Raw genomic sequence first — 15,562 nt, forward strand, 5'->3', positions numbered from 1 at the left:
TCGGTGGAGCTGCATGACAAAGTCATCGGGCATTATCTGAACATAAAACACTATCAATAAGTTGGAGTCATTACCCAATATTTACTTATGACATTAAAAGTAACTTTTTTGAAATTAGAGATAATATTGGCACAGAAAATATATTCAGTTCGTTTAGTGATTTCTCTTCATTCTTAAACGAAATCATGGACAGTTGTTCATAATAATCAAAAGGAAACAAAAATCATTGTAAACCATGCCATCTTTTTAGAGATTACCAGCAGAAAATTCCTTGTTCGAAATTTAGCAGTGCAAGCTATGGAAAAACTTACAACGGAACTACACTCCTTAAGTGAGATGGACCGAAGACATGTAGTCTCTATTTTAGCCGAAATAGCTAATGGCTATGATGATTTTAATGACATGTTGATTTATTTAGAATTTTACCCGAATCATAAGATTCTGATATCTTAAATAAGAAAATCCCGTTCGACGTTCTGAAAAAGAAATCATAAAATATTAGCAGATACTTATTTCGTGACTATATCTTATCCGATGAACTTTTTTCAAAACCAGCATTTAATAATATCTTTGACGAAGATGAACGCGTCTTTGCTCAATGTATCACACAGGAATAATAATATAACACTCAACAATAATATTTATTATAATTATGATTACTTATCACGACGCATTCGCGAAAGCGAACCATTACCTTGATGATGCAGATCTCCCGGTCGTCATTACTCTACATGGACGCTTTAGCCAGGGCTGGTATTTCTGTTTCGAAGCACGAGAATTTCTCGAAACTGGAGATGAGGCCGCGCGCTTAGCTGGTAACGCACCTTTTATTATTGATAAAGACAGTGGTGAAATTCATTCTCTGGGAACGGCAAAGCCGCTGGAAGAATATCTACAGGATTACGAAATAAAAAAGGCTACCTTCGGCTTGCCCTGACAAAATAGCCCTCTTCCCACGAAGAGGGCCGCTAACCTTAGTACCCCGCCGTTAAATCATCCACCGAGCGCGGGTCGGATGCGCCGTACAACTCACCGTCCGGCCCAACCATAATGCTTTGTGTACTGCCCATCGCCTCTTTCAGCGCCACTTTCTGACCTTTTGCTTCCAGCAGCTTGAGCGTATCCGGGCTAAACCCTTTTTCGACACGCAGCTCGTCCGGCAACCACTGATGGTGGAAACGCGGCGCATTGGTCGCTTCGGCGACGTTCATGCCATAATCGATGCTATTCACCACCATTTGCAGCACTGTAGTGATGATCCGGCTACCGCCTGGGCTACCGGTAACCAGCCAGGTTTTACCGTCTTTCACCACAATGGTCGGCGACATCGACGACAGCGGGCGTTTGTTCGGCCCGACGGCGTTGGCATCACCGCCCACCAGCCCGTAAACGTTCGGTACGCCCGGTTTGGCGGAGAAATCATCCATCTGGTTATTAAGCAGAATACCGCTCTCGCCCGCGACAATACCCGTACCGAAGGTGGTGTTCAGCGTATAGGTCACCGCCACCGCGTTACCGTCTTTATCCACTACAGAGTAATGGGTAGTTTGATTACTCTCATAAGGCGCAAGCTTGCCAGGGCGAATCTCACTGGACGGCTTCGCTTTGTTGATATCAATTTGATCGGCAATGGATTTGGCATAGGCTTTATTGGTCAGTGCCTGCCACGGGACTTTGACAAAATCCGGGTCGCCAAGATATTCCGAGCGGTCGGCGTAGGCGTATTTCTCCGCTTCTGCCATGATTTGCATCGCATCGGCGCTGCCAAAGCCGTATTTCTTCATATCGAAGTTTTCCAGAATATTGAGGATTTGTACGATATGGATCCCGCCGGAGGATGGCGGTGGCATGGAGTAAACCTGATACCCGCGATAATCGCCGCTTATCGGAGTGCGTTCGACCGCTTTATAGGCCGCTAAATCTTCTTTAGTGATCAAGCCACCGTTTTTCTGCATCTCCTGGGCGATCTGTTCCGCAATCGTGCCTTTATAGAATTCGTCCGGGCCGTTTTCAGCAATCATCTCCAGGCTCTTTGCCAGGTTCGCCTGCACCAGCGTGTCGCCCTTTTTCAGCGGCTCGCCCTCTTTCCAGAAGATAGCTTTACTGTTTTCGTGATTCGGCAACACTTCGCTACCGTAGGTTTTGAGATCGTCAGCCAGCGCGTCGTTAACGATAAAACCATCGCGTGCCAGTTTAAACGCGGGCTGCACGACTTTGTTCAGCGGCATGGTGCCGTATTTATCCAGCGCCAGCGAGAAACCTGCTACCGTACCCGGTGTGCCGGAAGCCAGATGCGAAGTGAGTGATTTTTTGCTGTCCGGGTTGCCCTGATCATCGAGGAACATATCGCGGGTCGCTTTGGCGGGTGCCATTTCGCGGAAATCGATAGCCGTGGTATTGCCATTTTTCGAGCGGATTAACATAAAACCACCACCGCCCAGATTCCCTGCCTGCGGATGCGTTACCGCCAGCGCGTAGCCCACCGCCACGGCGGCATCAACGGCATTCCCGCCCTCCTTGAGAATATCCACCCCCACCTGAGTGGCAGTGGCGTCCACAGACGCTACCATTCCCTGTTTCGCGCGTACCGGGTGGAAGACATCTTCCTCCACACCATACGAGACGGGCGGCGCAGGAGGCGCGGCGGCGGCGCTAAAACAACTTCCTGAGAGCAGAGCAGCAATGGCCACCCGGCGTAAAAACGTCGGTTTTATCATCGTTATTCTCCAGAGATTAAGGGGCAACCCCAGCTAAGCCTGGTATATAACTCTGAATTAATCATCGTTTTGTCGGGAAGCGAGTAAACTTAAAGGATATCTTCAGAGGAGGATACGCGATGAAACGACTTCTGATTCTTACGGCACTCCTGCCGTTTGTCGGCTTTGCACAGCCCATTAATACTCTGAACAACCCTAACCAGCCGGGGTATCAGATACCCAGCCAGCAGCGGATGCAAACCCAGATGCAAACGCAGCAAATCCAGCAAAAAGGGATGCTGAATCAGCAACTGAAAACGCAAACTCAGTTGCAACAGCAGCATTTAGAAAACCAGATAAACAATAATTCTCAGCGGGTGTTGCAGTCACAGCCGGGGGAGCGAAATCCCGCCCGGCAGCAAATGCTGCCCAACACCAACGGCGGGATGTTAAACAGCAACCGTAATCCGGATAGTTCGTTGAATCAGCAGCATATGCTGCCGGAGAGGAGAAACGGCGACATGCTGAATCAGCCCAGCACGCCGCAGCCTGACATTCCGTTGAAAACTATTGGGCCGTAAAGTTCGGACCAATCACGTCAATCGCATCGGTACAGATGCAATCCACGCCCCAGCGCAGCAACTCTGCCGCGCGCTGGGGTTTATTGACGGTATAAACCAGAATCCGCAGTCCGGCGTCTTTCAACTGCATCACTCGCACTTTATCGAGTAACTTATGATTGAGATGAATAGAGACGCAGCCCAGCCGCGCGGTCAGTTCGCGCCAGTCGTCGCGCCACTCATCCAGCAACAAACCGCGCGGCAGTTCCGGTACTGCCTGTTGTGCGGCTTCTAAAGCATCAATCTCAAACGATGACAGCAGCGGCGGCGTCATACCGGCCCACAGTTGGCGTGCCGCCAGCGCCACCATTTTGCCCGTTAATGGTCCAGTGCCAGTGGTGGGTTTGATTTCGATATTCGCCATCATCCCGTGTTCACGACAGCGTTCCGCCACCTGCGAAAGCAACGGCAGCGGCTCACCTTTAAACGCTTTGCTGTACCAACTGCCCGCATCCACGCGCAGTAAATCCTGCCAGTTCAGTTCACCCGCGACGCCCCAGCCGTTGCTGGTGCGTTCGAGATTGTCGTCATGGAGCAGGAAGATCTCGCCATCTTTCGATAACTTCGCGTCAAATTCGATCATCTTATGACCGTATTTTGCCCCGACATCGATTGCCGCCAGGGTGTTTTCCGGGGCCAGCTTACCGCCGCCACGATGAGCGACGATGCGGGGATAAGGCCAGTTACTCATACTCGTTGTCCTGTTTCACCATCAAAAAGATGCAGCTGATTTTCCGCCAGATGCAGCCACAGCGTGCTGCCTGCCGTCGGGCGCTCCTGATGCGCCAGTCGCACCACCAGCTTCTGCTCGCCCCAGCGTCCGTGCGCCAGGTTATCTGCGCCGAGGATCTCCAGCGTGTCCATCACCAGCGGTACGCCGCCTTCTGCCTGCGAGCTTAGCGCAATATGTTCCGGGCGAATGCCGAGAGTCATTTTACGCCCGGCATACTGACGGTAGCCACCGTTTAGCGGCAGCTCAATACCGCCGTCCAGTTCGAAATGCGTGCCTTCGTTATTCACGCGGCCTGTCAGCAGATTCATCGCCGGACTGCCGATAAAACTCGCTACAAACAGGCTGGCGGGCTTTTCGTAGACTTCAACTGGTGTGCCAATCTGTTCGGCAACGCCGCCGTTCATCACCATTACTCGCTGGGCGAGCGTCATCGCTTCAACCTGATCGTGAGTAACGTAGAGTGAAGTCGTTTTCAGGCGACGGTGCAACTGTTGCAGTTCAAGACGCATCTGCACGCGCAGCTTGGCATCGAGGTTAGAGAGCGGCTCATCAAACAGGAACACCGCCGGATCGCGCACAATCGCGCGGCCCATCGCCACACGCTGGCGCTGACCGCCGGAAAGCTCGCGCGGGCGACGTTTGAGCAGACCGTCCAGCTCCAGAATGCGCGCCGCTTCTTTAACGCGCTCGGCAATTTGCTGCTTGCCCATGCCGCGAATTTTCAGCCCCCACGCCATGTTTTCTTCGACACTCATATGCGGATAAAGCGCGTAGTTCTGGAACACCATCGCAATCCCGCGATCTTTTGGCTCCATTTCAGTCACGCGCTGGTCGTTGATCCAGATATCGCCTTCTGTCACCCGCTCCAGCCCGGCAACCATGCGCAGCAGCGTCGATTTCCCGCAGCCAGACGGCCCGACCATCACGATAAATTCGCCATCCGCCACATCAAGGGTCAGCGGTTTAATGACCTGGGTTTTACCATCCCAGCTTTTGGTTACTGCCTGTAATTTCAGTCCTGCCATCTTATTTCTCACTATCGACCAGGCCGCGCACGAAGGCACGCTGCATCACTAAAACAATCACCACCGGAGGGATAAGCGTTAACAACATCGCCGCCATCACTGAGTTCCATTCCGTGGTGCCTTCGCCTGTAGCGATCATCCCTTTGATCCCTGCCACGGTGGTGCCGAGATCCACATCGGTAATAATCAACAACGGCCACAAATACTGGTTCCAGCCGTAAATAAAGGTGATCACAAACAGCGCCGCCAGATTGGTTTTGGAGAGCGGAAAAACGATGTCGCAAAAGAAACGCATTGGTGACGCGCCGTCGATCCGCGCCGCTTCCACCAGTTCATCCGGCAGCGTCATAAAGAACTGGCGAAACAGAAACGTGGCGGTCGCCGAGGCCATCAGCGGCAGCGTTAAACCGGCGTAGCTGTCGAGCATCTTCAGGTTGGCGATGACTTCCACCGTCGGGAATATACGTACTTCAACCGGCAGCATCAGGGTGATAAAAATCATCCAGAAGAAGAGGTTACGTAGCGGAAAACGAAACCAGACAATGGCAAATGCCGAGAGCATCGAGACGGTAATTTTGCCGAGCGTAATGCTGAACGCCATCACAAAGCTGTTAAGCAACATCCGCCAGAACGGCGCGCTATTCGTGCCTACCCCGTTCACCCAGATGTTGTGGATGTTTTCCAGCAGATGTGTGCCGGGGATGAGCGTCAGCGGCGCGGCATAGACGGCCTGTTTATCCAGCGTCGCCGCGACAAACGCCACGTACAGCGGGAAGAGGATCACCGCGATCCCGAGGATCAGCATGGTATGGCTGAATATCGTCAGCCACGGACGGTTCTCAATCATTGGTAACGCACCTTGCTTTCAACATAGCGGAACTGCACCACCGTCAGCACGATGACGAGGAACATCAACACCACCGACTGTGCGGCAGACGAAGCCAGATCCAGTCCGGTAAAACCTTCGCGGTAGATCTTATAAATCAGCGTCGTGGTGGCCTGAACCGGCCCGCCGGACGTGGCGGCGTCGATCACCGGGAAGGTGTCGAAGAAGGCATACACCAGGTTCACCACCAGCAGGAAGAAACTCACCGGAGCGATAAGCGGCAGCGCAATCTTAAAGAAGCGGCGAATTGGGCCTGCACCGTCGATGGCTGCGGCTTCGATCAACGAACGGGGAATGGATTGCAGCGCGGCATAGAAGAACAGGAAGTTGTAGCTGATTTGCTTCCATACTGAGGCAAACACCACCAGAAACATTGCCTGACCGCTGTTTTGCGCGTGGTTCCAGTCGTAGCCGAACTCCGCGAGAAAATGGGTGATCAGCCCGCGACCGGGGTTAAACAGGAAGATCCACAATACGGCGGCAACGGCGGGAGCCACGGCGTAAGGCAGCAACATTAAGGTTTGATAGAAACGGCTGCCGCGCACGATGTACTCCACCAGCGCCGCAAAGAACAGCGATACCAGCAAACCGCTGACGGTGACAAAGGTGCTGAATTTTATCGTCGTCCAGAAGGAGTCGAGATAGTAGCTGTCATGGAACAGCGTGACGAAGTTATCCAGGCCGACAAACTGGCTGGAGAAACCAAACGGATCGACGCTTTGTAGCGAGTACCACAACGCTTCGCCCGCAGGCCAGATAAAAAAGATAACGGTGATGATGAGCTGCGGCGCGACCAGCAGATAAGGCAGCCAGCGCGAGCGGAACACCGGACGGGATGATGACATTACGGTTAATTCCTGAACTGTGCCGGATGCGCTTCGCTTATCCGGCCTACACGCGATGCCAGGTCAGATAAGCGAAACGCATCCGACATTACACTGATTAAGACTTCGTCGATTTCTCAAAGCGGCGCAGCAACTGATTTCCACGCTCAACGGCGGTATCCAGTGCCTGCTGTGGTGTCTTCTTACCGGTCCACACGCTCTCCAGCTCTTCATCCACAATCACGCGGATCTGCGGCATGTTGCCCAGACGCAGCCCTTTGGTGAACGGCAACGGCGGCTTATTCAGCATCTGACGCGTCGCGGTATCCGCCCCTGGGTTTTTCTCATAAAAGCCCTGCTCACGGGTCAGGTCATACGCTGCTTTGGTGATTGGCAGATAACCGGTTTTCTGATGCCACTCGGCAGCGTTTTCTGGCTTCGCGAGGAAATCGAGGAACTTCGCCACACCGGTATACGTTTCTTTATCTTTACCCTGCATCACCCACAGGCTGGCTCCGCCGATAATGGCGTTTTGTGGCGCATCTTTCGCATCGGCGTCGTAAGGCATCATGCCTACGCCGTAGTTAAATTTGGCGTACTCGCGAATGTTGGCAAGAGAACCGGAAGAGGCGGTGGTCATCGCGCAATCACCGTTATAGAACTTCTCGGTGGATTCATCCTTACGACCGACGTAGCTGAAGTCGCCCTTCTTGTTCATCTCCTCGAGCATGGCGATGTGTTTCACCTGCTCCGGCTTGTTGAACTCCAGCACCGCGTCCGTGCCGTCAAAGCCGTTGTTTTTGCTGGCAAACGGCAGACCGTTCCAGGCGCTAAAGTTTTCCAGTTGGATCCAGCCCTGCCAGCCGCTGGCGTAGCCGCACTTCATACCGGAGGCTTTCAGTTTCGCGGCATAGTCCGCCAGATCCTGCCAGGTTTTCGGCGGTTGTTCCGGGTCTAATCCTGCTTTCTTGAAGGCGTCTTTGTTGTAATAGAGAACGGGGGTCGAGCTGTTGAATGGCTGGGAGAGTAAGTGGCCCGTTTTGCTGTCGGAGTAGTAACCGGAAACCGTCGGCACAAACTGCGACTCATCGAATTGAATCCCCGCCTCTTTAAACACGTCATATACCGGTTTAATGGCTTTCGATGCCATCATGGTGGCGGTGCCAACTTCATAAACCTGCAAAATAGCCGGAGCGTTGCCGGTACGAAATGCGGCAATCCCCGCGCTTAAATTCTGTTCGTAGTTGCCTTTATAGGTCGGTACAATTTTGTAATCCGGATTTTCGGCGTTAAAACGTTGGGCCAGAGAATCCACCTCTTTACCCAGTTCCCCTTCCATAGAATGCCAGAACGGAATGGTCGTCACTGCCTGTGCATTCCCCATTAACGCCAGTCCGAGCGCCAGTGCTGAAGCTGTATAATGTAACGGTTTCATCGTTTATCTCTCTTGTTGTACCGAATGCGCGAATTCACGCGTTTTATGCTCGCGGGGTAACATGACATGCTCGAATTACAGAAAAATAACTTTTTTGTTACATTTGTAAGATAGTAAGGTGTCAGAAAGATGACAAGGCGGTGACGGCGTGGGTGAGGGAAAATGGGAGATGGGGCACGGATAAGCGGAAAAATAGAAGGTCTGAATCAAACTCTACAGATTACTCATCGTTTCATGCCAGATGCGGCGTAAACGCCTTATCCGGCCTACAAGATCGTGCAAATTCAATATATTGCAACTCACCCAGTAGGCCTGATAAGCGCAGCGCATCAGGCAATTTTACATTTGTCACCTGTCTCAAAGGAGTCTTTTGACTCCTTATCAATCAACGTGTTATTACCCGCCTAAATACGCACTTCTCACTGCTTCGTTCGCCAGCAGCACGTCGCCGGTATCGGAGAGCACCACATGGCCGTTTTCCAGCACGTAGCCGCGATCCGCCAGCTTTAGCGCCTGGTTGGCGTTCTGCTCGACGAGGAAGATAGTCATCCCCTGCTCGCGCAGCTGCTCGATGGTGTCGAAAATTTGCTGGATGATAATCGGCGCAAGACCGAGCGATGGCTCATCAAGTAGCAGCAAACGCGGATTGCTCATCAGCGCGCGACCAATCGCCAGCATCTGCTGTTCACCGCCGGACATGGTGCCCGCCCGCTGAACACGGCGCTCATGCAGACGTGGAAACAGTTCATACACCCACTTTATGCGCTCCTGAAACTGGTCACGTTCGGCAAAGAAGCCGCCCATCGCCAGGTTCTCTTCCACCGTCATCCGCGAGAAGACGCGACGCCCTTCCGGGACAATCGCTACCGCTTCGCGCATGATTTTCGCCGTCTGCCAGTCGGTAATGTCTTTATCATCAAACACAATTCGCCCGCTGGTGGCGCGCGGATCGCCGCATAACGTACCAAGCAAGGTGGTTTTCCCCGCCCCGTTCGCGCCAATCAGCGTGACAATCTCGCCCTGATTGATATGCAAGCTCACCTCATGCAGCGCCTGGATTTTGCCGTAGTGGGCGCTGACTTTGTCAAAGGACAACATGACTTTTTCCATCTTATGCCTCACCTAAATAGGCACGGATCACGTCCGGGTTATTACGGATTTGCTCCGGCGTACCGTTTGCCAGTGGCGTCCCCTGATTGACCACGTAAATTCGGTCTGAAATCCCCATCACCAGCTTCATATCGTGTTCAATCAACAAGATAGTGGTGTTGTGATGATTGCGCAGTTCGGCAATCAGCTCATCCAGCTCTTTCGTCTCTTTCGGGTTAAGACCTGCCGCCGGTTCGTCGAGCATTAAAATCTCCGGCTGCGTCACCATGCAACGGGCAATCTCCAGACGGCGTTGGTCACCATAGGCCAGGTTACTCGCCTGACGGTTGGCGTGTTCCAGCAAACCAATGCGCTCAAGCCAGGTGGCGGCGCGGTCGAGCGCTTCGCTCTGGGCGCGACGGAAAGAAGGCGTTTTCAACAGGCCAGAGAACAGCCCGGTTTTCAGTTGCTGATGCTGCGCCACCAGCAGGTTTTCAATTACCGTCATTTCACGGAACAGACGCACATGCTGGAAGGTGCGCACCACGCCCATGCGGGCAATTTGCTGCCCCGGTAAACCTTCAAGATGCTGATCGCGCAGTAAAATGGTGCCGCCGGTGGGTTTGTAGAAACCGGTCAGGCAGTTAAAAACCGTGGTTTTTCCGGCACCGTTAGGGCCGATTAACGAGACGATTTCCTGCGGGTACAGTTCAAGATTGACGTTGTTCACCGCCAGCAGGCCGCCGAAGCGCATCATCAGACCGTTAACAGATAATAATGGCTGACTCATGCCTGCTCTCCTTTCGCTGCGCCGTTTTTCAGCTTCAGTTGCGGGCGCGTCATGGGCAGCAAGCCCTGCGGACGCCAGATCATCATCAGCACCATCAAACCACCGAGCATTAACATGCTGTATTCGTTGAAATCACGCATCAATTCGCGCGACACCACCAGCAAAATTGCCGCCAGAATCACCGCAAATTGCGAGCCCATACCGCCGAGCACCACTATCGCCAGCACAAACGCCGATTCGGCAAAGGTGAAGGATTCCGGGCTGACAAAGCCCTGACGCGCCGCAAACAGCGTTCCGGCAAAACCGGCAAACGCGGCGCTGATGGTAAAGGCGGTCAGCTTGATACGATGCGGGCTTAAGCCCAGCGAACGGCAGGCAATTTCATCTTCACGCAATGCTTCCCACGCACGCCCCAGCGGCATCCGCAGCAGGCGGTTAATGACAAACAGGCTTAGCACCACCAGCAGCAACGCCACCAGATACAGGAAGATGACGCGATCGGAGGGATCGTATTTCAGGCCAAAGAAATTACTGAACGTGTCCCAGCCGCCTTCACGAGCGGTACGGCTGAACTCAAGGCCGAAGAAAGTCGGTTTCGGGATCTGACTGATTCCGTTCGGGCCGCCGGTAATTTCGGTGTTATTGAGCAGCAATATGCGCACAATTTCGCCGAAGCCAAGGGTAACGATCGCCAGATAATCACCACGCAGACGCAGCACCGGAAAGCCGAGCAGGAAGCCCGCCGCCGCTGCCATTAACCCGGCAATCGGCAGACAAGTCCAGAAGCCCAAGCCGTAATAGTGATTGAGCAGCGCAAAGGTGTAAGCGCCGATGGCGTAAAAACCGCCGTACCCCAGCACCAGCAGACCAGAAAGACCAACAACCACATTCAGCCCGAGACCGAGGATAATGTAGATCATGGTCAGAGTGGCGATATCCACCGTCCCACGTGACACCATAAACGGCCACGCCACCGCAAGCACCAGCAGCGCCACGAGGAACAGTTTCTGCTTCACCGTGGAGCCATCAATGGCGGGCAGAATAAACTTCGGTCCGGAAACACTTTTCAACCCTTTCTGGAAAGCAGGTCGCAAAAGCTGAAAGAAAAAGACCACCGCCGTGCCGATAAACACCCACTGCCAACGGACATCCGAAGCGCTGTCGACCACCAGTTTGGTGCCATCCAGCTCCAGTTGCACGCCCATAAAGACGCCAGCGAGGACAAAGAACATCGCGGCAGAGAGCAGCGCCATTGCAATATGCATCGGTTTCATACTTTCTCTACCTCCGGGCGACCCAGAATACCGGTCGGCATCACCAGCAGCACCAGAATCAGCAGGGCAAATGAAACCACATCCTTATATTCCGTACTCAGATAGGCAGAAGAGAGCGCCTCCGCAATCCCCAAGATCAGCCCGCCAATCATCGCCCCTGGAATGCTGCCAATCCCACCGAGCACCGCAGCGGTAAAGGCTTTCATCCCGGCCATAAAGCCGATATAGGGGTTAATGACGCCATAGAACTGACCGAGCAGTACGCCAGCCACTGCCGCCATCGCCGCGCCAATAACAAAGGTCAAAGCAATCACCCGGTCGGTGTTGATGCCAAGCAGGCTCGCCATTTTCAGATCTTCCGCGCAGGCACGACAGGCGCGCCCCATACGGGAATAGCGAATGAAAATCGTCAGCGCCAGCATGGCGAGGAAGGTGACAATCCAGATCACCGCCTGCATGGTGGTAATAGAGGCAGAGAAGTTTTCGCTATGGCCCACCACCCACTGACCGTTAAACAGGCTGGGCAGCGCCACATCGCGCGAACCTTCGGTCAGGCTGACGTAGTTTTGCAGGAAGATGGACATACCGATTGCGGAAATAAGCGCAATCAGGCGCTTAGAATTACGCACCGGGCGGTAAGCCACCCGTTCGATACTCCAGCCGTAGGCGCTGGCAATGACGATTGCGCCGACGAATCCCGCCGCCACCAGCAGCCAGCCGGTATCAATGCCCATCATCATCAGCGCGGCGATGATCATAAATGAGACGTAGCTGCCAATCATATAAACCTCGCCGTGGGCGAAGTTGATCATGCCGATAATGCCGTAAACCATGGTGTAGCCGATGGCTATCAGCGCGTAGGTACTGCCCAGCGTGACGCCGTTAAACATCTGCTGCAAGAAATACAAAAACTGCTCAGACATAAGGTAACCTTTCTAAACCCGCCCGCATTTTACGGGCGGTGGGATGATCACTTGGCTGCCGTGGATGAACCGTCGGCGTGCCACTGGAAGACACCAAAATCAAATCCCTTAAGATCGCCTTTTTCATCCCAGTTCAGCGGCCCAATCACGGTGTTTGCACCGTTAGCTTTTAAATCTTTCACCAGCGCCAGCGGCTCATCGCTGCCAGTACGCTCAAGGGCAGTCGCCAGAGATTGCACCGCCGCGTAGGTGATCCAGACATAAGGCCCGGACGGATCTTTCTTGTCTGCTTTCAGCGCATCAACGATGCCCTGGTTTGCCGGATCCTGGTCATAGCGTTTTGGCATAGTGACCAACATGCCTTCGGCAGCATCACCGGCAATATTCGACAATGATGCGTTACCCACACCTTCCGGCCCCATAAACTGAGTTTTCAGGCCAACGGAACGGGCCTGGCGCAGCATCTGCCCCATTTCCGGGTAGTAACCGCCGTAGTAAACGAAGTCGATGTTTTCTTTTTTCAGGCGGGCGATCAGCGCGGAGAAATCTTTCTCCCCGGCGGTAATACCGTCGAAGAAGACGACGTTGGCGTTAGCCGCTTTCAGCCCGTCCTGCACCGAACGCGCCAGCCCTTCGCCATACTGTTGTTTGTCGTGAATGATGGCGATGCGCTGGGGCTTCACCGTCTCAAGAATGTATTTTGCCGCCGTTGGCCCCTGGGAAGAGTCCAGCCCGGCAGTACGCATAATGTGTTGATAACCGCGTTGGGTCAGCTCCGGGTTGGTCGCTCCCGGCGAGATCATCAGAATACCTTCGTCTTCGTAGATATCTGATGCAGGTTGGGTAGAAGAAGAACACAGATGACCAATAACGTATTTAATGCCGTCATTAACGATTTTGTTGGCGACCGCAACGGCTTGTTTCGGGTCGCAGGCGTCGTCATATTCCACGCCAACCAGCTTGTCGCCCTTAATTCCCCCTTTGGCATTAATGTCTTTAATCGCCTGACGCGCGCCGTTAAATTCCATATCGCCCCACTGGGCAATCGGGCCGGACATCGCGCCGACAACGGCGACTTTAATATCGTCAGCCATAGCGGTGTGTGAAATTGCCAGTGCAATCATCCCTGCGATGATAGTTTTCGCATTCCGTTTCATAGTCAAAAATCCCCATTCGTGATGTTGTGTTGCTTTGTTTTTATGTGTTAACAAATCAGACTGTTCTTTTTTTATACTGCACTGTTTTTGCCTGTCTGATTAAGGGTTTAGCGCAGTATTTTGTGATACTAGCGATTAAAATCCCTATTTTTCAGTCGATTAAGAACAGATAATATTCTGAATTTATTGATAGATAAACAGAAAAAAGTGCCTTTGTCAGCATAAAATAACGGCACAAAGGGCGGAATAATTCACTACCATTCAGGGGATTATGCTGGGTATTTTTCATTCTCTAATGTTTTAACTTTGTAATTATTGCTGTTAAAAAATTAATCACCTGCCAAAAGAAATAAAAAAGAGAAAGCCTCCGATTAAATTATTTCGCTACACTGGTTCCACTTTTGTGATTTACACGGGTTACCCATGAAGCTGACCATCATTCGATTAGAAAACTTTAGCGACCAGGACCGGATTGACCTGCAAAAGATCTGGCCGGAGTATTCCCCTTCCTCTTTACAGGTTGACGATAACCACCGTATCTACGCCGCGCGTTTTAACGAGCGCCTGCTCGCTGCCGTACGGGTAACCTTAAGCGGCACCGAGGGAGCACTGGATTCCCTGCGTGTGCGGGAAGTCACCCGACGTCGCGGTGTGGGGCAATATCTGCTGGAAGAGGTTTTGCGTAACAATCCTGGCGTTTCATGCTGGTGGATGGCGGATGCAGGCGTGGAAGATCGCGGTGTGATGACGGCGTTTATGCAGGCACTGGGATTTACGGCGCAACAGGGCGGCTGGGAGAAGCGTTAATCGTCAAGTTGATTTCAAAAGTGATGACCAACGAGAAATTGCCTGATGCGCTACGCTTATCAGGCCTACAATGTGTGTTGCAATTTACTGATTTCTTTGGATCTTGTAGGCCGGATAAGGCGTTTACGCCGCATCCGGCATGAAGCAACGTACTCGATATTAGCAATTTGGCGGCAACCCAAAGTTGCCGATTAATGATTACTTCGCATCGGTCGCCGTGCCGTTGGCGTGCCAGTCAAATACGCCGAACTCAAAGCCTTTCAGATCGCCTTTCTCATCCCACGTCAGCGGTCCCATTACGGTATCCACGGAGTTCGCTTTCAGGTATTTGGCGATTTCAGCCGGATCGTCAGACTGATTCAGGCCCGCCTGCAAAGATTGCAGCGCGGCGTAGGTGGTCCAGACGAATGCGCCGCTTGGGTCCTGTTTTTTCGCTTTGATCGCGTCAACAATGGGTTTGTTCGCCGGAACCTGATCGTAGTTCTTCGGCTTGGTCACCAGCAGCCCTTCCGCTGATTCGCCCGCAATGTTAGACAGCGAAACGTTAGCCACACCTTCCGGCCCCATAAACTGAGTTTTCAGCCCTGCCGCGCGTGCCTGACGCAGGATTTGCCCCATTTCCGGGTGATAACCGCCGTAGTAAACGAAGTCGATATTCTCTTTTTTCAGACGCGCCACCAGCGTTGAGAAATCTTTTTCCCCGGCGGTGATACCATCAAAGAACACCACGTTAGCATTGCCTTTCTTCAGGCCGTCCTGCACCGCTCGCGCCAGACCTTCGCCGTATTGCTGTTTGTCGTGAACGATAGCAATACGCTGCGGTTTCACTTTCTCAAGAATATATTTCGCCGCCGTCGGCCCCTGGTCGGAGTCCAGGCCGGTGGTGCGCAGGATCAGCTGATAGCTACGGGCGGTCAGCTCCGGCGCGGTTGCCGCTGGGGTGATCATTAAAATGCCTTCGTCTTCGTAGATATCAGACGCAGGCTGCGTTGATGAAGAACAGAGGTGACCAATCACGTATTTAATGCCGTCGTTAACGACTTTGTTCGCCACCGCAACCGCCTGTTTCGGGTCACAGGCATCGTCATATTTTACGATTTGCAGTTTGTTGCCTTTAATGCCGCCTTTAGCGTTGATATCCGCAACCGCCTGCTCTGCGCCGGTAAACTCCTGGTCACCGTACTGGGCCACCGGACCGGACATTGCGCCCACGACCGCGACTTTAATATCTTCTGCCAGAGCCATATTGCTGAATGCCAGCGCGATACATCCTGCCAGTAACGCTTTACCCTTTATGTTCATC

At 52.9% G+C, this 15,562-nt stretch carries 17 protein-coding genes and 1 pseudogene; 6 read left to right on the forward strand and 12 right to left on the reverse strand.

What is annotated here, in order from left to right; all coding sequences use genetic code 11:
* The 4 genes and pseudogenes from RTW80_RS31410 to RTW80_RS15375 all read left to right on the forward strand — a co-directional run.
* A partial coding sequence (locus tag RTW80_RS31410) for an IS1 family transposase (protein WP_071528444.1) occupies positions 1–60 on the forward strand: 60 nt, incomplete at its 5' end.
* A 17-nt stretch (positions 61–77) separates the two neighbouring features.
* A pseudogene (gene yrhA / locus RTW80_RS15365) lies at positions 78–203 on the forward strand (protein YrhA); the annotation flags it as partial.
* A 94-nt stretch (positions 204–297) separates the two neighbouring features.
* Complete coding sequence (gene yrhD / locus RTW80_RS15370) at positions 298–453, forward strand: protein YrhD (protein WP_001307436.1); 156 nt, start codon at positions 298–300, stop codon at positions 451–453.
* 199 nt (positions 454–652) lie between these two features.
* A complete protein-coding gene (locus tag RTW80_RS15375; protein ID WP_000634159.1) occupies positions 653–937 on the forward strand; it encodes a YrhB family protein in 285 nt (94 codons plus the stop codon).
* Between the two features lie 37 nt (positions 938–974).
* Here the strand turns inward: RTW80_RS15375 and ggt are convergent, their stop codons facing one another.
* Complete coding sequence (ggt, locus tag RTW80_RS15380; protein WP_000595084.1) at positions 975–2,717, reverse strand: gamma-glutamyltransferase; 1,743 nt, start codon at positions 2,715–2,717, stop codon at positions 975–977.
* Positions 2,718–2,836: 119 nt separating this feature from the next.
* Between ggt and RTW80_RS15385 the strand changes: the two genes are divergently transcribed.
* On the forward strand, positions 2,837–3,277 hold the full coding sequence (locus RTW80_RS15385; RefSeq protein WP_000825996.1) for a DUF2756 family protein: 441 nt from the start codon (positions 2,837–2,839) through the stop codon (positions 3,275–3,277).
* On the opposite strand, the gene ugpQ is transcribed toward RTW80_RS15385, so the two are convergent.
* The 10 genes from ugpQ to livK all read right to left on the reverse strand — a co-directional run bounded on the left by ugpQ (position 3,264) and on the right by livK (position 13,452).
* Positions 3,264–4,007: a glycerophosphodiester phosphodiesterase gene (gene ugpQ / locus RTW80_RS15390; protein WP_000073599.1), complete on the reverse strand. Its 744-nt coding sequence runs from the start codon at positions 4,005–4,007 to the stop codon at positions 3,264–3,266. The genes RTW80_RS15385 and ugpQ overlap by 14 nt on opposite strands.
* A complete protein-coding gene (gene ugpC / locus RTW80_RS15395) occupies positions 4,004–5,074 on the reverse strand; it encodes a sn-glycerol 3-phosphate ABC transporter ATP binding protein UgpC (RefSeq protein ID WP_000907790.1) in 1,071 nt (356 codons plus the stop codon). The genes ugpQ and ugpC overlap by 4 nt, the downstream gene beginning before the upstream one ends.
* Before the next feature lies 1 nt (position 5,075).
* Positions 5,076–5,921: a sn-glycerol-3-phosphate ABC transporter permease UgpE gene (gene ugpE, locus RTW80_RS15400; protein WP_032247276.1), complete on the reverse strand. Its 846-nt coding sequence runs from the start codon at positions 5,919–5,921 to the stop codon at positions 5,076–5,078.
* Positions 5,918–6,805: a sn-glycerol-3-phosphate ABC transporter permease UgpA gene (ugpA, locus tag RTW80_RS15405; RefSeq protein ID WP_000099289.1), complete on the reverse strand. Its 888-nt coding sequence runs from the start codon at positions 6,803–6,805 to the stop codon at positions 5,918–5,920. The genes ugpE and ugpA overlap by 4 nt, the downstream gene beginning before the upstream one ends.
* A 97-nt stretch (positions 6,806–6,902) precedes the next feature.
* Entirely contained in the window at positions 6,903–8,219 is a 1,317-nt protein-coding gene (gene ugpB, locus RTW80_RS15410; RefSeq protein ID WP_000803190.1) for a sn-glycerol-3-phosphate ABC transporter substrate-binding protein UgpB, read from the reverse strand.
* Between the two features lie 396 nt (positions 8,220–8,615).
* Positions 8,616–9,329: a high-affinity branched-chain amino acid ABC transporter ATP-binding protein LivF gene (livF, locus tag RTW80_RS15415; RefSeq protein ID WP_000416900.1), complete on the reverse strand. Its 714-nt coding sequence runs from the start codon at positions 9,327–9,329 to the stop codon at positions 8,616–8,618.
* A 1-nt stretch (position 9,330) separates the two neighbouring features.
* Entirely contained in the window at positions 9,331–10,098 is a 768-nt protein-coding gene (gene livG, locus RTW80_RS15420; protein ID WP_000082101.1) for a high-affinity branched-chain amino acid ABC transporter ATP-binding protein LivG, read from the reverse strand.
* The gene (livM, locus tag RTW80_RS15425) at positions 10,095–11,372 is read right to left on the reverse strand and encodes a branched chain amino acid ABC transporter permease LivM (RefSeq protein ID WP_032247275.1); all 1,278 of its coding nucleotides are present in this window, start codon (positions 11,370–11,372) and stop codon (positions 10,095–10,097) included. Before livM ends, livG begins: the two co-directional genes overlap by 4 nt.
* Entirely contained in the window at positions 11,369–12,295 is a 927-nt protein-coding gene (livH, locus tag RTW80_RS15430; RefSeq protein WP_001295111.1) for a high-affinity branched-chain amino acid ABC transporter permease LivH, read from the reverse strand. The genes livM and livH overlap by 4 nt, the downstream gene beginning before the upstream one ends.
* Positions 12,296–12,342: 47 nt before the next feature.
* The gene (gene livK, locus RTW80_RS15435) at positions 12,343–13,452 is read right to left on the reverse strand and encodes a high-affinity branched-chain amino acid ABC transporter substrate-binding protein LivK (RefSeq protein ID WP_000827696.1); all 1,110 of its coding nucleotides are present in this window, start codon (positions 13,450–13,452) and stop codon (positions 12,343–12,345) included.
* Positions 13,453–13,875: 423 nt separating this feature from the next.
* On the opposite strand from livK, the gene panM reads away from it, so the two are divergent.
* Entirely contained in the window at positions 13,876–14,259 is a 384-nt protein-coding gene (gene panM / locus RTW80_RS15440) for an aspartate 1-decarboxylase autocleavage activator PanM (RefSeq protein ID WP_000778795.1), read from the forward strand.
* A gap of 198 nt (positions 14,260–14,457) precedes the next feature.
* Here panM and livJ read toward each other — a convergent pair whose 3' ends face one another.
* Positions 14,458–15,561, reverse strand: coding sequence for a branched chain amino acid ABC transporter substrate-binding protein LivJ (livJ, locus tag RTW80_RS15445; protein WP_001022007.1), 1,104 nt, complete (start codon positions 15,559–15,561; stop codon positions 14,458–14,460).
* Between the last annotated feature and the right edge of the window lies 1 nt (position 15,562).

It is taken from the genome of Escherichia sp. AM3, assembly GCF_032029835.1.
Classification (GTDB): Bacteria; Pseudomonadota; Gammaproteobacteria; order Enterobacterales; family Enterobacteriaceae; genus Escherichia; species Escherichia coli.

What these genes read in the sequence shown, in the direction of transcription:
- livG (WP_000082101.1), bottom strand. Translation starts at nt 10,098, where the DNA reads ATGAGTCAGCCATTATTATCTGTTAACGGTCTGATGATGCGCTTCGGC.
- ugpC (WP_000907790.1), bottom strand. Translation starts at nt 5,074, where the DNA reads ATGGCAGGACTGAAATTACAGGCAGTAACCAAAAGCTGGGATGGTAAA.
- yrhD (WP_001307436.1), top strand. Translation starts at nt 298, where the DNA reads ATGGAAAAACTTACAACGGAACTACACTCCTTAAGTGAGATGGACCGA.
- livH (WP_001295111.1), bottom strand. Translation starts at nt 12,295, where the DNA reads ATGTCTGAGCAGTTTTTGTATTTCTTGCAGCAGATGTTTAACGGCGTC.
- ugpQ (WP_000073599.1), bottom strand. Translation starts at nt 4,007, where the DNA reads ATGAGTAACTGGCCTTATCCCCGCATCGTCGCTCATCGTGGCGGCGGT.
- ugpE (WP_032247276.1), bottom strand. Translation starts at nt 5,921, where the DNA reads ATGATTGAGAACCGTCCGTGGCTGACGATATTCAGCCATACCATGCTG.
- ugpA (WP_000099289.1), bottom strand. Translation starts at nt 6,805, where the DNA reads ATGTCATCATCCCGTCCGGTGTTCCGCTCGCGCTGGCTGCCTTATCTG.
- livF (WP_000416900.1), bottom strand. Translation starts at nt 9,329, where the DNA reads ATGGAAAAAGTCATGTTGTCCTTTGACAAAGTCAGCGCCCACTACGGC.
- ugpB (WP_000803190.1), bottom strand. Translation starts at nt 8,219, where the DNA reads ATGAAACCGTTACATTATACAGCTTCAGCACTGGCGCTCGGACTGGCG.
- panM (WP_000778795.1), top strand. Translation starts at nt 13,876, where the DNA reads ATGAAGCTGACCATCATTCGATTAGAAAACTTTAGCGACCAGGACCGG.
- livK (WP_000827696.1), bottom strand. Translation starts at nt 13,452, where the DNA reads ATGAAACGGAATGCGAAAACTATCATCGCAGGGATGATTGCACTGGCA.
- livM (WP_032247275.1), bottom strand. Translation starts at nt 11,372, where the DNA reads ATGAAACCGATGCATATTGCAATGGCGCTGCTCTCTGCCGCGATGTTC.
- RTW80_RS15385 (WP_000825996.1), top strand. Translation starts at nt 2,837, where the DNA reads ATGAAACGACTTCTGATTCTTACGGCACTCCTGCCGTTTGTCGGCTTT.
- RTW80_RS15375 (WP_000634159.1), top strand. Translation starts at nt 653, where the DNA reads ATGATTACTTATCACGACGCATTCGCGAAAGCGAACCATTACCTTGAT.
- livJ (WP_001022007.1), bottom strand. Translation starts at nt 15,561, where the DNA reads ATGAACATAAAGGGTAAAGCGTTACTGGCAGGATGTATCGCGCTGGCA.
- ggt (WP_000595084.1), bottom strand. Translation starts at nt 2,717, where the DNA reads ATGATAAAACCGACGTTTTTACGCCGGGTGGCCATTGCTGCTCTGCTC.